The sequence below is a fragment of the Undibacterium sp. RuRC25W genome (genome assembly GCF_049339825.1).
Lineage (GTDB): Bacteria > Pseudomonadota > Gammaproteobacteria > Burkholderiales > Burkholderiaceae_D > Undibacterium.
Window position 1 is genome coordinate 37,269 of record NZ_JBMPPD010000001.1, and the last position, 13,959, is coordinate 51,227.

Below are 13,959 nucleotides of genomic sequence, written 5' to 3' on the forward strand. Positions count from 1 at the left end.
TTCGTTTAATTTTCTCTTACCCAAAGTAACGCTGTTGCACCATCACTCGTTCTCGCCACAAGAGCACTCACGTCCAGCGCCGAACGATTCATTTTCACCTTTCCATTGACAATAAAATATCCTGTTTTAATATCAACGTAAGGAAGCATCTGATTACTAATCTTATTAGAAAATCGCTGCTGAAGATCCTGAACACTATTAAAATATGCCGTCTTTCTGCTAGCAATAATTAGTGCCGCATCGCCCATACTAATACCATCAATCCGCGCAGCAATCACTTCGGCAGTGGCGGTATTGAAATTCACTGGCGTCACGCTACCATTTCGCGGCAAAACAACAACATAAGGATGTAAACTTGCGACCATATCTGGCGTAAAGCCGGGTACCGCAAGTAAATCGTCAACTTGAGTAAATCGCAAAAATTGCACTTTAGCACTATTTCCAGAAGACACTGAATTTGTTTCTGCACCGCTACTCGCTGGGACGCTGGGGTTTGTGGAAGCGGAAGAGCTCGCCACTTTTGCCTGTGTCTGCGCGATAACCGTCGCTGTCGCTTCCGCAAGACTTGAAGACATCTGTAAATTGGTAAGTAAGCGCGAAAATACAGCAACCTCGCGTGGGTCTGCAATACCATTTGTCGCCAAATTATTCAAATTATAGGAAGCCTGTGCATCCACAATTTGTCCTGAAAGTGTCGCATCATTGTTCTCAGCGTCCTGCTTATCTTCTTCAACGTACTGATCGAGCTTCGTATTTTCGAGTTTCACGGCCCACGGCTCATCAAGATAATCAGCCGTGGAATGCCTTGCATCCTCGCGCAGAATCAACCTCGCCCAATCGATTGCACCACGTAAAATCCATTTTTTTTGCAGTTGCATCCGTTGATTTTCAATCGAACGCACCTGCACTTGTTGCTGCCAGAATAAACTAGCGACAATCGTAATTGCCAACGTGGTTAATAACAGCGCGGTGACCACTGCCACTCCGCGCTCTCTTTTCATTTTATTTACTGGCAAGATCAATTCGCCCCCAGTAGAAAAATCTTTGTCATCGAGCCTTCCCGACCTTGTATTTGCATAGAAACTTCTAAGCCGGCAAGGGTCGGTGTTTTTTGCGATAACGCCGTTGGATTATTAACGGCTTGCCCGCTGGTATCAGACGTATTTAACGTATCATCACCATTCATTCGCCAACCCGTCTCACCTTGCTTCCATGTTCGAAAAGTGAATGCCTTGGTCGACTTTTGAAGTGGGATGACAGGCGTACCATCCGTATCCTGAGCGGCGCTCTGCCACTCAGCTAGCAGTACAGATCTCTCTCGAGTTGGTGTCAATTCGCGGCGAGCAAGCACACCATCGATTACGTTATACACAACAACCTGAAATAACACTGGTTGAGTTTCATCAAAAAATGATCGGATCAACATTAATTTACTACCTGCAGCGGTCAAGACGCTCTGACCAGACAGCATTGTTGGATCCATCAAATGCGCACAATCGTTTTCGATTTGAGCAAAGGCTAATTGCACTCCGCGCGTCTGCAACATTTCCTCATTGAGTGTTTCGCGCGCACGTACAATAGCGTCAAGACCGCGCCAACCGAGCACAGCCACGATACCAAGAATACTAATGGCTACCAGCAGTTCAATTAAAGTGAACCCCAACTGACGAACTGTTCGACGAGATTTAAAGAGCATTCGGCACAACCTGCGTCAGCTTGATAATCCGCCGCTCCGACTTGTCATTTTCGTACACTTCAACTTCAACTCGTCTAAAAGAGGGATTTGGCGTGGCAATAACATGCTGAAGACACTGCAAATGCAAATCTGTCTGAGGGCACTCAAAGTTACTGTCACCTAGCGACGGCCATTCACGAGAAAGACGAATTTGCGCCAATCGGTTTTCGGCAGACCAAGTAGCCATTAGAGAGACGCGAAGGTCATTACTGTTTTGAGTCAGGCTTCCCACCGCACGCAAACTGGCACTCAATGCAGTACCCACAATGACCAGTGCAACCAGCACTTCAAGAAGGGTAAAGCCAGATTGATAAGAAAATTGATAACGCATCTCATTCGACGGAGTAATGCCCAACACCATCTGCCATGACTTTTATACTAGCGTCTGGAACTTTGAGAGTAAGGACAAAGGGTTTATCAACAGGCTCTCGACCAAAAACAATGTGCACTCCAGCCTGATTCTGAGGTGGGTCAATACCAAGCTCAAGGGGAGATAACTCAAAACTACGCTCCCGCAACATATCATCTTTCAAGGGGGTCCAGACGCGATCCTCCCGAACCATAAAACGATATCCAAACTGATCAGAATCAAAAGACACCGGCATATTACGTAGAATCGCCTCATCCCTTGCCAATTGAAATAACAGAGCAAGGCGCTTTGCATCATTCTCAAGCCGCTGCCTAGAATTTGGCAATGCATTGAAGCTGACAACACCAAGCATCACACCCGCAATTACCATTACTATCAGTAATTCAAGAAGTGTAAATCCGCGTTGACTTTGTTGATTTTTCATTCAACTGACTTTATAGATCCCATGAACCTATGTCTGTATCGTTTCCAACACCACCAGGTTGCCCATCTGCGCCATATGAAAATACATCAACCTCTCCCTTAATACCTGGAGACAAATACTGATAAGGATTACCCCAAGGATCCTTTGGCAACTTATCAATATAGCCGCCAGATTTCCAGCCATTTGCAACTGGTCCCGAGGTTGGTTTAGCGATCAGGGCCTGCAAACCTTGCTCAGTTGTGGGGTAACGTTGATTATCCAAGCGGTATAACTTGAGTGCTTGCATGACGGTAGAAATATCCTGCTTAGCTGCAGCAATGCGCGCATCATCAGTACGCCCCATCAATTTCGGAACAACTAAGGCGGCCAGAATACCCATAATTACCACCACTACCATAATCTCGATCAACGTAAAACCACGAGAGCGGTAGCGTTTTAACATCGAGTGGGGAGCACAGACAGTGATAGATTCAGAGTTCAACATAAATACTTTTAATAAAATGAAATTCGATTAAAGGACACCGACCCAGGACCGATGCGCTTCGCAGTATAAAGCGTGAATATAGCGTTAGTCGTATTTGTAACTTAAAAATAACAAAAAAAAACCATTACCTGAAGTTAAACGTTAAAACTAGAATACGCCGTCTAAGTATCGACATCAGCGGCACCAGCGCATATTACTGATCTCAATGCGATCAAGACAAGAAACTTTTACTCAACCAGTAAGTTCATCAGGTTAAGTTAATTTTAATGGCAAACTCCGCAAGCGCCGACCAGTTAATACAAACACTGCATTTGCTACGGCCGGAGCAATTGGTGGCACACCAGGCTCACCAACTCCCTCAGGTGGCTCTGCACTCTTAATAATCTCAACCTCGATGCCTGGCGCCTCATTCATACGCAGAACAGCATAGTCATGAAAATTACTCTGCATCACACGACCCTCTTTGATCGTGATTTCGCCATATAACGCCGCGCTGAGTCCAAAAATAATGGCCGACTCCATTTGCTGTTTGATGATATTTGGATTAACGGCAATACCACAGTCGATCGCGCAAACGACCTTATGCACCCGAATCTGCCCGTTTTCAACAGAAACCTCTGCCACTTGGGCGACAATGCTACCAAATGAACGGTGCAATGCAAGACCATGGGCGCGTCCCTCGGGCGCTTTACCCGCCATGTTCAGCGCGGTATCTAATACCGTCAAATGGCGGCGATTCGTACCTAGTAACTGACGCCTAAAATCTGCGGGTGTTTTATGAGCAGCATACGCCAATTCATCGATAAAGCTTTCTTTGAAAAATGCATTATGCGAGTGACCAACGGACCTCCAATAGCCCAGCGGCACTGGAGTGGGAACGATGACATGAGAAATTTTCTGATTCGCGAACTGGTAGGACGTATCGAACTCGCCCTCCGCTGTCGTTTTATCAGGTCCCGCACCAGGAACACCAAAAGTACGTTTTAATACCTGATGCGTGACGGAGCCAGAAGCAGATTTATTCAGGTAACCCAAAACCTGCCCTTTTTCATCCACGGTCGCACGGAAACGAGCCATGGCAGCAGGGCGATACATGTCATGCCCCATATCTTCCTCGCGACTCCAGACCAATTTAACCGGCGCACCACTGGTTTTCATTGCAATCACAACTGCCTGCAACACCATATCCACCTCAAGACGGCGCCCAAAGCCGCCACCCAAAAAGCACATATGCAAATGGACGTTCTCTCGGGCAATACCTGCTTGCTTAGCAGCGACGTCAACGGCAATACTCGGTACTTGCGTCGACACCCACAAATCCAGTTGTCCATTCTTAAATTGTGCCGTGCAATTCATGGGCTCCATCGTGGCATGAGCAAGAAAAGGCGCACGATATTCAGCGGCAATTGTTTTGCCGCCGTTTTTTTCAGACAATCCAGCCTCTGCATCACCACGCTGGTAGTACGTAAAACCGTCTTCCGTGTCGAGCTTCTCTGCCAATTCTTTAAAAACTACATCACTGGATAATTGGCTATGCGGACCGGCGTCCCATTCAACCGCCAAAACGCCAATAGCTTTTTTTGCTGTCCAATATGAGTTAGCGACAACAGCGGCACCAGCAACCGCGCTCTCACTCAGATGCTTCGACAAGTCAACTACATGCAAAACACCTGGCATCACAGATACCGACTTATCATCAATACTTTTGATTTTTCCGCCGATGGTTGGACTCAACTTAAGTGCAGCATAAAGCAGGCCTTCGGGACGAGCATCAATCCCAAATTGCGCACTTCCATTCACTTTTGCTAAGGCATCGGTACGCAATTGGTAACTACCAATAACACGGAAGTCTTTAGGATCTTTTAATGTGACAGTACCGGGCCGAGAATCGAGCGCTTTTGCAGCAATCTCACCGTAGGAAACCCGTTTGCCATTTACATGAAAGACGTAGCCATTTTCCGTTTTGCATTCACTTGCAGGGACTGACCATTCGCTCGCAGCCGCTGCGACCAACATTGCGCGCGCAGTGGCCCCTGCTTCACGCATCGGCAACCAGGCGTCTTTTACACTGGATGAACCGCCAGTCACTTGCAGGCCAAGCTCACGTGCGGTCTTCGATGTCAGCCATTGAGCAACATGTTTGATCGTTCCCTGATCATCAGGATGAAATGGAAGACCATCAGCCAACATTGCCACGTTACCGTATATCTTATCGATGGGGGCTGGTATTGTTTTTACCTGAGCCATTGGCACATCTAACTCTTCTGCAACCAACATTTGCAATGCGGTGTGAATACCCTGCCCCATTTCACTTTTGTGCATTGCGACCGTCACCATGCCATCTTTTGCAATTTTTATCCAGCCATTTAACGCGACTTCATCCCCCTCGATTGGCAAGCCGCTCGCACTATTCAGTCGCTGCCGAGGCGGCATAATGCCCCATCCTACAATGAGGGCTCCGGCAACACCAAGGCCGCCCAAAATAAAGCGCCGTCTTGCTGGTTTTTTCACTTCAGTCATTTCTGGTCTCCGCTTTGCGTATTATTTTTGTCTGAATCGGGTCAGAACTTATTTTCAAACCAAACTAAGGCTGGCGATAAGATCTGCTATGTGTTTCTACGAGGATATCCCTGAGCAAGTATGCGCTCCCAAACGATTTCTTTCTGATCGGGGCTCATAAACACCCACTCTGCGACCTCAGCCACAGTTCTGCCACAACCACGGCAAATATCATCAAATGTCGTCGAACAGACCGCGACACATGGTGTATCTGGACGTTCGCTTACCTTATCCATTTTGCAATACCATAAATTTCCAATCAACATCAAAAGAGACGAACGTTCGCATCTTTAAAAACGAGATCATACCGCTAATTCTTTGATCTGCGTTTGCATAAGGCGTTTCAATTCTCAGCACTGATTGCACTATAATTGACAATAATTAGCTTTAAGCACGAAAATTGGACATTTTTTGCTGCAATATGCTTTTTTTTTGCGAAGTTGACTATTGATGAATAGTTTGTTTTTCCGCCATCATCGCAAAATCGCTTTCCAATCATACTAAATATTGATGAAGTGTCGACGCACAATCCATAAGGATGGCGCGTAAAGCGCATCAATAGCAGTTACTCAACCTCTTTTAGAAAACTGAATTCATGGCCAAAGACTTTTTACAAACGTTGATTTTATTGATTTTAGTGACCGATCCCTTCGGCAACGTCCCTATTTTCGTCAGCGCACTATCCCACGTTTCTCCAGAGCGCCGTTGGCGCGTGATCGTCCGAGAATGTGCGATAGCGTTTATTTTGCTGCTCCTGTTCATGTTCTTCGGTAAAAGCTTTTTAACTGCTCTGCAACTATCTGAAGTATCAATTCGTATTGGTGGCGGTGTGATTCTGTTTCTGATTGCTTTGAGGATGGTATTTCCGCAAGAAGGTGGCGTGTTTGGCGACACAGAAGAAAATCATGAACCGTTTATCGTTCCGCTTGCGATTCCGGCACTGGCCGGCCCTTCAGCACTGGCCACGGTACTTTTATTTTCATCAGATAACAATATGGAAATTATGGTGCATCTTGGCGCGCTGACTGCTGTTGCGATTGTCTGGCTGGTAGTATTGCTGGGGGCCGAGCGCATGCAACGGGTGCTGGGTGCGCATGTCATGACAGCTTTCGAACGACTGATGGGACTGATTCTTGCGGCGATGTCAATCGAAATGCTGCTGGCAGGTATCAGGGAATACCTAAAAACACTTAACTGATCTGTTGCTGCTGCGGTAAAACATGATGTTTTTCCGCAGCAAACAACTTATTATTGAAAGTGAAATAGCCCAATAAAAATAATGCTATGGCCAACAAAAATTGTTTAAGAAATTGGCGGTTCATTTTCTACCTTCCCGGTTTTACTTCGTGATTTTCATCATGTTAAAGCGTTGAGAGAGTGAATTGGCTGTCTCTCAAGCAAATTTCAAATAATCTTCTTATCAGCAAACTGTGCGATCTCTTCTTCAGAATAACCCAGTTGCTGCAAAATCTCTTGATTGTGCTGTCCTAACTTCGGCCCGAGCCATTGAGTAGCACCAGGAGTTTCGGACATTTTAGGGGTAATCGCAGGCACCTTGACAGAAGTACCATCGTCAAAAGCATGCTGCTCAAACATATTACGCGCCAAAAATTGCGGGTCATGCAACATGTCGCGAACGGAGTAAATTTTACCCACTGGTACATCTGCTTTCTGTAGGATAGACAAAGCAGAATCAATCGTTTGCGTACTACACCATGCCTGAATCGCAGCGTCGATCTCCAGAGTCCGCGGAACACGCCCATCGTTACGCATTAATTGCGCATCATTCGCCAAGTCTTTACGTTCAATGGCGATCATTAAGCGATGGAAAATAGCATCGCCATTTCCAGCAATGACAATATTTTCACCATCGCCAGTCGTGTAGGTATTAGATGGCACAATACCCGGCAATGCGCCACCTGTTCGCTCGCGCACAACACCAGCGACATCGAATTCAGGCACTAAAGATTCCATCAAATTAAAGACAGACTCATACAAAGCCACATCCACCATTTGCCCTTGACCTGAAACACACTCTGCGCCTAACTTGCCGTTCCATCGACCACCAGTAACGTCACGATGGCGCAAGGCCATCATGACACCAATAACGCCATGCAAGGCAGCGACAGAGTCGCCGATAGAAATACCAACACGCACGGGAGGTCTGTCTGGATGACCCGAAACATAGCGCAATCCCCCCATTGACTCACCGATGGCGCCAAATCCTGGCTGATCGCGCATAGGACCTGTTTGTCCGTAACCCGACAGACGCACCATGATCGTCGCCGGATTAATTAACTTCAACGCGTCGTATCCGAGATGCCACTTTTCCAGAACACCTGGGCGATAGTTTTCAATAATGATGTCCGCCTCTAAGGCGAGTTGTTGAGCGATTTCCTGTGCCTCAGCGGTTTTCATGTTGAGCGTTAAGCTCTTTTTATTTCGCGCCTGCACACTCCACCATAAAGAGGTACCGTCCTTAAGTATCCGCCACTGTCGAAGCGGATCGCCACTCTCTGGAGATTCAATCTTTATTACTTCAGCACCAAATTCGGCCAGCATTCGCGAACAAAATGGCCCAGCAATCAGGGTACCCAACTCCAGAACTTTAATACCCGCCAATGGGCCATGTTTATGTGCTGTCATCGTTTTTTGAGAAAATTGACGTCAAAAAGTAAACCAAGCGATGTTCGACTTAATATTGCTACCGTGGGGAACCGAGCGACAGGATGGTGTGATGGGATAGTCCACGCAGCAGCATGCTCAAGTCGTCCGACGATCTAACATTGCGCGGGCAATTGTTCCAGCATCGACATACTCAAGCTCACCGCCAACAGGCACACCACGCGCCAGACGGCTCACTCTGAGTCCACGTGACTTGAGGGTTTCACTGATGTAATGCGCTGTTGCTTCACCTTCGTTTGTAAAATTAGTTGCAAGCACAACCTCCTCCACCAAGCCATTGGTCGCACGGGTAATCAATTTATCGAGATAAATATCTTTAGGACCAATCCCATCCAACGGGGACAAGCGTCCCATCAATACGAAGTAAAGACCCTTAAAGGTCAGTGTTTGCTCGATCATCATCTGATCAGCGGGTGTTTCTACCACACACAGCAAACGCGGATCACGCTCTGCATCCTGACAGGTTTCACAGACGTCGATTTCAGTGAAGGTGTTACATGAAGCGCAGTGCTGGATGCGATCAACAGCATTTAACAACGCATATCCCAATTCAGAGGCCGCAACACGGTCGTGCTGTAAGAGATGATAAGCCATACGTTGAGCCGATTTCGGACCAACGCCAGGCAGACGCCTCAACGCGTCTGCCAACTGTTCAAGACTACCCGTTTTTTTCACACTCAGAATGGCATTTTAAAGCCAGGTGGCAATGGCATACCTGCAGTCAATCCAGCCATTTTTTCTTGTGATGTGGCTTCTGCTTTACGCACTGCATCGTTAAATGCTGCAGCGACCAGATCTTCGAGCATATCTTTATCATCTGCCAACAAGGAGGGATCAATAGTCACACGTTTTACGTCGTTCTTACATGTCATGACCACCTTCACTAGACCAGCACCCGCCTGACCCTCCACTTCGATCAAGGCCAATTGATCCTGGGCTTTTTTCATATTGTCTTGCATGGCCTGCGCTTGTTTCATTAGGCCTGCGAGTTGGTTTTTCATCATAAAAATATCTCCTAAAAAGAAAGGAATAAGTTAAAAATTAGTTAAATTTGCAAAAAGGGATTTGGATTATGCTGGACGTACACTACCAGTCACAATCACTGCACCAAACTCCCGCATGAGGGTTTGAACGAACGAGTCATGTTGAATCGCCTGTTCTGCATGTTTCTGGCGCACTTCACGATCAGCAATTGCTTTGGCATTAGCCGTTTGCTCAACTGCACCGATTTTGGTTTCAATGCGAGTGTTTTTAGCAAATCGCTCATTGAGAGCAGCACATAATTTATCGACGCTTCCGGAAGACAATAATGTCGACAGGGGAACGCGTAAATCAAAAATAAATTGATTACCTTCTTGCTTACAGTGAATTAACTCACTCTGTTGCGCCAATTGCTGAGCCACGCCACGTAGCGACAAGCTCGCTGCGAGATCAGGCCAGTTTCCATCCCATTCAAGTTCGGGGACTGGACCACGCCACAACGTCCGATCAGCAACAGCGACTTCCGTGACTTTGACTTCATCAACCTGTGCGATGGGCTCAGGCATCCTTACCTCCGCCATCGTTGTCCGCGCCGGAGCAACATTAACTGAGGAAGTCTCAAACATCTCTTCATCCCACGGCGGTGGCATATCATCCATGCCAACAGGCTGCATCTCTGGCACGGCAGTCGCAGGACGCTGTTCACGCTCAACTCGTGCTACTGGCGCCGATGGAGTTGCAGGTAGAGATGGGGCGACATCTATTGCTGCCCTCTCCATTACTTGCTGCGCCGATGTTTCAGTATTTACTTTTGGCAAGACATTCGTCACAACAGGTATAACTGGCTCGGACGGCGATTTGCTTTCGACAACCGGTATTGATACAGCGGGTTTGCCCCCCGTATTTTTTCCGCTTGCGGCGCTGGCTGCGCGCGCAGCAGCTAATGCCGCCATCGCTGGACTCATCGGCTTCGATGCTGCTACAGACGCAACTGGAGCAACTTGTGCAACAGGGCTCACTGAGGCAACTGTCGTTTTGGCTACGTTCGTGGCTGATAACGCAGCTGATGCAGGTGTATTTACAGTTCGCGCCGTCGCCGCTGCGGGCATTGGTGCAGCTACTGGTGTTCGTGGCAATTGCTGACCCGGGGCACCATTTCCTGGTCCACCCACTGAAGACAACGCACCACCTTCGATTGGACGGAACGCCAGCATACGCAACAAGGTCATGCTAAAACCAGCATACTCGTCTGGCGCTAACGCCAGCTCATTGCGACCATGCACAGCAATCTGATAAAAGAGCTGCACTTCTTCTTTGGCAAATACCGTGGCCAGTCGCACAACGTGTTCACGCTCAGGCAAATCATCGCCTACTGCTACTGGTACCATTTGCGCAATGGCAATCTGGTGCAGCAAAGTACCTAAGTCCTGCAATGCGGCTTTGTATGACAAACTGCGGGCTGCCATTTCATCAGCGACATCGAGCAAACTTTTACCATCGTTACCTGCCAACGCATCGAGCAGACGAATTAAATAGGATTGATCCAGTGCGCCCAACATACCCTGCACTGCCTCAAGGCTGACTTTTCCAGCAGCATAAGCAATTGCCTGATCGGTCAGAGACAAAGCGTCGCGCATAGATCCGTGTGCGCCCTGCGCTAATAAACGTAAGGCAGGCTGTTCAAAATCGATCTGTTCCTGACCAAGAATATTTTCTAGATGACCGACGATGTGCCCCGGAGGCATTTGCTTGAGATTAAACTGGAGACAACGCGATAACACCGTGACCGGAATCTTCTGTGGATCGGTCGTCGCCAGAATAAATTTAACATGCTCCGGCGGCTCTTCCAGCGTTTTAAGCATCGCATTGAAAGCATGATTGGTCAGCATATGCACCTCATCGATCATATACACTTTGAATCGTGCATTTGATGGTGCATAAATTGCCTGCTCTAACAGAGAAGCCATTTCATCGACGCCCCGGTTAGACGCGGCATCCATTTCAATATAGTCAACGAAACGCCCAGCATCAATGGAGGTACAGGCATCGCACACACCACATGGGGTCGCAGTAATACCTTTTTCGCAATTAAAAGATTTAGCCAGAATACGTGACAACGTGGTTTTACCCACCCCACGTGTTCCAGTGAATAGATAGGCGTGATGCAGCCGCTGCTGTTCGAGCGCATGAGTTAAAGCACGGACGACGTGCTCTTGCCCCACCAGCGTTTCAAAGCTTTTGGGACGATATTTTCGGGCGAGGACTTGATAAGACATTCTGAGATTTTACCCTATTCAGAAAGCGGAAAAGTGCTTAGCTCGATGGAATTTGCAAATATCCCATCACCAAAGCCTTTAACTGCATGGAAAACGCCGGATACATCAACTTTTCCGGAGACAACATTAACGTCTGGTAAAGCACGCCGTACACAGCAGCGTGAACCACCTCAGGTAATTTATCGGAATAAGCGGCAGAATCCGAACTGACGATAAATGCCTGCTGCCAGATTTGCGCTATTTTATGATACAACACTTCAAAAGACTGCTTATCTGAAACTAGACGCTCCAAATAAATTAACGCAGACCATTCGTTGCTATGAAGGCTGTGCATCTTAATCAATTGATCAAGCAAATATTCCACAACAACCTGCAATGGCAGACCGTCAACATCGCGGCCCCAATCCTCCATACGCTTTCCGACATCACTAAATCGCTGCTCAATACAATGAGCAGCAATGGATTTTTTACCGGGAAAATACTCATACAGCGTACCGATTCCTACTCCGGCAACCAAGGCAATATCCCTGATTGTTAAGCGCACATAACCCTTCTCGACCAAAAGCCGAACAAAAGCGTCAAGAATAGCTCCCTGAGTTATCCGAGAACGCTGCTGCACCGGCTTACGCCTTGATTTCAACGGTTCAGACTCTGTATTCATCACAAATTTTCATTCCCCAAACACGAACACCCCAGAAAGCGTTAGCAGCTACACTCTTAGGCAGCAGTACTAACACAAGCAAAAAAAAATTACTCACGGAGACAACATGGAATGGCGCACCCACGACGTAGTCAATCAGACCCCAGAGCTGCAAGACTACAATATTTTTAGTCAGGACGAAGCATTAGTTCATGCCACGGGTCACTTTGGCGCGGATTGGCAACTAGATACCTTGAGCGACGCCGGCGCTAATTTGGGCCGCGCTAGCATCTTGCAATTAGGTGAACTCGCTAATAAACATTTACCCGAGTTAAAAACCCATGACAGGATTGGCCAACGAATTGATCTGGTCGAGTTCCATCCAAGTTGGCATGAGCTGCTAGGGCTATTGCGACAGCAAGGCCTTCACGCCGCCGCTTGGCAAACACCCCGAACTGGCGCACACGTCGCCAGAGCTGCTGGCTACTTCTTACAATCTCAAGTTGAATCAGGCTCCCTGTGTCCAACGACCATGACATTCGCCTCGATCCCTCTATTACAAAACGAACCCAAGCTGTTTGAGCGTATTAAAGATCAGTTATTTAGTCGTGAACATGATCCCAGAGACCTTCCAATTGCAGAAAAGAAATCGATACTCATCGGTATGGGTATGACAGAAAAACAAGGTGGCTCAGACGTTCGTACGAACACGACTATCGCCTGCCCCATTGACGCGGAAGGTCGTGGCGAGGGCTATCTCCTGACCGGCCATAAATGGTTTTTTTCTGCGCCGATGTGCGACGCTCACTTAGTCTTAGCTAAAACTGAAAAAGGTTTATCGTGTTTCTTTGTGCCTCGTTGGAAATTCGATGGAAGTAAAAATACGATCCATATCCAAAGGCTAAAAGACAAACTCGGCAACAAGTCCAACTCCAGTAGCGAAGTCGAACTCATGGACGCATTCGGCATTCTGGTTGGAATTGAGGGACGAGGGATTCAGACAATTATCGAAATGGCAAATCTTACCCGCCTTGATTGCGTGATAGGTAGTGCTGCATTAATGCGTCAGGCGCTGACACAAGCAATTCATCACGCACGACACCGACAGGCTTTCGGAAAACGCTTGATTGAGCAGCCTTTAATGCGCAATGTTCTATGCGATCTGGCATTGGAAAGTGAAGCTGCGACCTATTTGACGCTAAGACTGGCAAGTGCACTGGACTATCCTGATGATCCGCTACAGCGCGCTTGGAAGCGCATTCTGACGCCAGCAGCAAAATTCTGGATTTGCAAACGTGCCGTGACATTTACCGGTGAATGCATGGAAGTCTGGGGTGGAAATGGCTACGTAGAAACTGGACCAATGGCGAGAATGTATAGAGAGTCTCCAGTCAATTCGATCTGGGAAGGCTCAGGTAATGTTATGTGCCTTGACGTGTGGCGCGCCATCGAGAGGGATCCTGAAGGAATGCAACTCTTAATTGACGGACTCACCAGTTCTTCATCACCAAGTGTCAGACAAATGGCAAGCGATCTGGAAACCGAACTCACTGCACCAGCGGAACAAAAAGAAGTGAATGCACGGAGATTCACGCAAAAATTAGTTCTAGCAACACAAAGCCATCTGATGCATGAACTCGCACCGCCAACGATTGCCGAAGCCTTTGCCCGCAGTAGATCAGATATGCACAACGGCAAAGTCTACGGCACATTAAGCAGCGCAGTGAGTAGTGAACTACAAGAAAACATTATTCACAGAGCCTTTCCGACCCAAGAAAAAGCTAACTAGTAAAATACGCCCTAAC

14 protein-coding genes are annotated in these 13,959 nt (G+C 47.5%); 2 read left to right on the plus strand and 12 right to left on the minus strand.

Going from position 1 to position 13,959, the window contains the following annotated elements; all coding sequences use genetic code 11:
• Positions 1 to 5 precede the first annotated feature (5 nt).
• From gspK to ACO0KV_RS00215, 7 genes are all read right to left on the minus strand, one after another.
• Positions 6 to 1,001 (minus strand): type II secretion system minor pseudopilin GspK, encoded by a 996-nt coding sequence (gene gspK / locus ACO0KV_RS00185; protein ID WP_423038702.1) that lies wholly within the window; start codon positions 999 to 1,001, stop codon positions 6 to 8.
• A 17-nt stretch (positions 1,002 to 1,018) separates the two neighbouring features.
• Positions 1,019 to 1,696, minus strand: a complete 678-nt coding sequence (locus ACO0KV_RS00190) for a PulJ/GspJ family protein (protein ID WP_423038704.1) — start codon at positions 1,694 to 1,696, stop codon at positions 1,019 to 1,021.
• Positions 1,686 to 2,066: a type II secretion system minor pseudopilin GspI gene (gene gspI, locus ACO0KV_RS00195; RefSeq protein ID WP_423038706.1), complete on the minus strand. Its 381-nt coding sequence runs from the start codon at positions 2,064 to 2,066 to the stop codon at positions 1,686 to 1,688. Before gspI ends, ACO0KV_RS00190 begins: the two co-directional genes overlap by 11 nt.
• A 1-nt stretch (position 2,067) precedes the next feature.
• Positions 2,068 to 2,529 (minus strand): GspH/FimT family pseudopilin, encoded by a 462-nt coding sequence (locus ACO0KV_RS00200; protein WP_423038708.1) that lies wholly within the window; start codon positions 2,527 to 2,529, stop codon positions 2,068 to 2,070.
• A gap of 10 nt (positions 2,530 to 2,539) precedes the next feature.
• On the minus strand, positions 2,540 to 3,013 hold the full coding sequence (gspG, locus tag ACO0KV_RS00205; protein WP_423038710.1) for a type II secretion system major pseudopilin GspG: 474 nt from the start codon (positions 3,011 to 3,013) through the stop codon (positions 2,540 to 2,542).
• 252 nt (positions 3,014 to 3,265) lie between these two features.
• Entirely contained in the window at positions 3,266 to 5,533 is a 2,268-nt protein-coding gene (locus ACO0KV_RS00210; RefSeq protein ID WP_423038712.1) for a molybdopterin cofactor-binding domain-containing protein, read from the minus strand.
• A gap of 86 nt (positions 5,534 to 5,619) precedes the next feature.
• The gene (locus ACO0KV_RS00215; protein WP_423038714.1) at positions 5,620 to 5,808 is read right to left on the minus strand and encodes a DUF1289 domain-containing protein; all 189 of its coding nucleotides are present in this window, start codon (positions 5,806 to 5,808) and stop codon (positions 5,620 to 5,622) included.
• 359 nt (positions 5,809 to 6,167) lie between these two features.
• Between ACO0KV_RS00215 and ACO0KV_RS00220 the strand changes: the two genes are divergently transcribed.
• A complete protein-coding gene (locus ACO0KV_RS00220) occupies positions 6,168 to 6,770 on the plus strand; it encodes a MarC family protein (protein WP_423038716.1) in 603 nt (200 codons plus the stop codon).
• A 206-nt stretch (positions 6,771 to 6,976) separates the two neighbouring features.
• Here the strand turns inward: ACO0KV_RS00220 and ACO0KV_RS00225 are convergent, their stop codons facing one another.
• The 5 genes from ACO0KV_RS00225 to ACO0KV_RS00245 all read right to left on the minus strand — a co-directional run bounded on the left by ACO0KV_RS00225 (position 6,977) and on the right by ACO0KV_RS00245 (position 12,175).
• On the minus strand, positions 6,977 to 8,218 hold the full coding sequence (locus ACO0KV_RS00225) for a CaiB/BaiF CoA transferase family protein (protein WP_423038718.1): 1,242 nt from the start codon (positions 8,216 to 8,218) through the stop codon (positions 6,977 to 6,979).
• Positions 8,219 to 8,335: 117 nt separating this feature from the next.
• A complete protein-coding gene (gene recR, locus ACO0KV_RS00230) occupies positions 8,336 to 8,932 on the minus strand; it encodes a recombination mediator RecR (protein WP_423038720.1) in 597 nt (198 codons plus the stop codon).
• Positions 8,933 to 8,934: 2 nt separating this feature from the next.
• Positions 8,935 to 9,261 carry a YbaB/EbfC family nucleoid-associated protein gene (locus ACO0KV_RS00235; protein ID WP_423038722.1) on the minus strand — a complete coding sequence of 109 codons (327 nt, stop codon included), beginning with the start codon at positions 9,259 to 9,261 and terminating at the stop codon, positions 8,935 to 8,937.
• Positions 9,262 to 9,327: 66 nt separating this feature from the next.
• A complete protein-coding gene (locus ACO0KV_RS00240; protein ID WP_423038724.1) occupies positions 9,328 to 11,514 on the minus strand; it encodes a DNA polymerase III subunit gamma/tau in 2,187 nt (728 codons plus the stop codon).
• Positions 11,515 to 11,551: 37 nt separating this feature from the next.
• Positions 11,552 to 12,175 (minus strand): TetR/AcrR family transcriptional regulator, encoded by a 624-nt coding sequence (locus ACO0KV_RS00245; RefSeq protein ID WP_423038726.1) that lies wholly within the window; start codon positions 12,173 to 12,175, stop codon positions 11,552 to 11,554.
• Between the two features lie 106 nt (positions 12,176 to 12,281).
• On the opposite strand from ACO0KV_RS00245, the gene ACO0KV_RS00250 reads away from it, so the two are divergent.
• The gene (locus tag ACO0KV_RS00250; RefSeq protein ID WP_423038728.1) at positions 12,282 to 13,943 is read left to right on the plus strand and encodes an isovaleryl-CoA dehydrogenase; all 1,662 of its coding nucleotides are present in this window, start codon (positions 12,282 to 12,284) and stop codon (positions 13,941 to 13,943) included.
• The last annotated feature ends 16 nt before the right edge of the window (positions 13,944 to 13,959 follow it).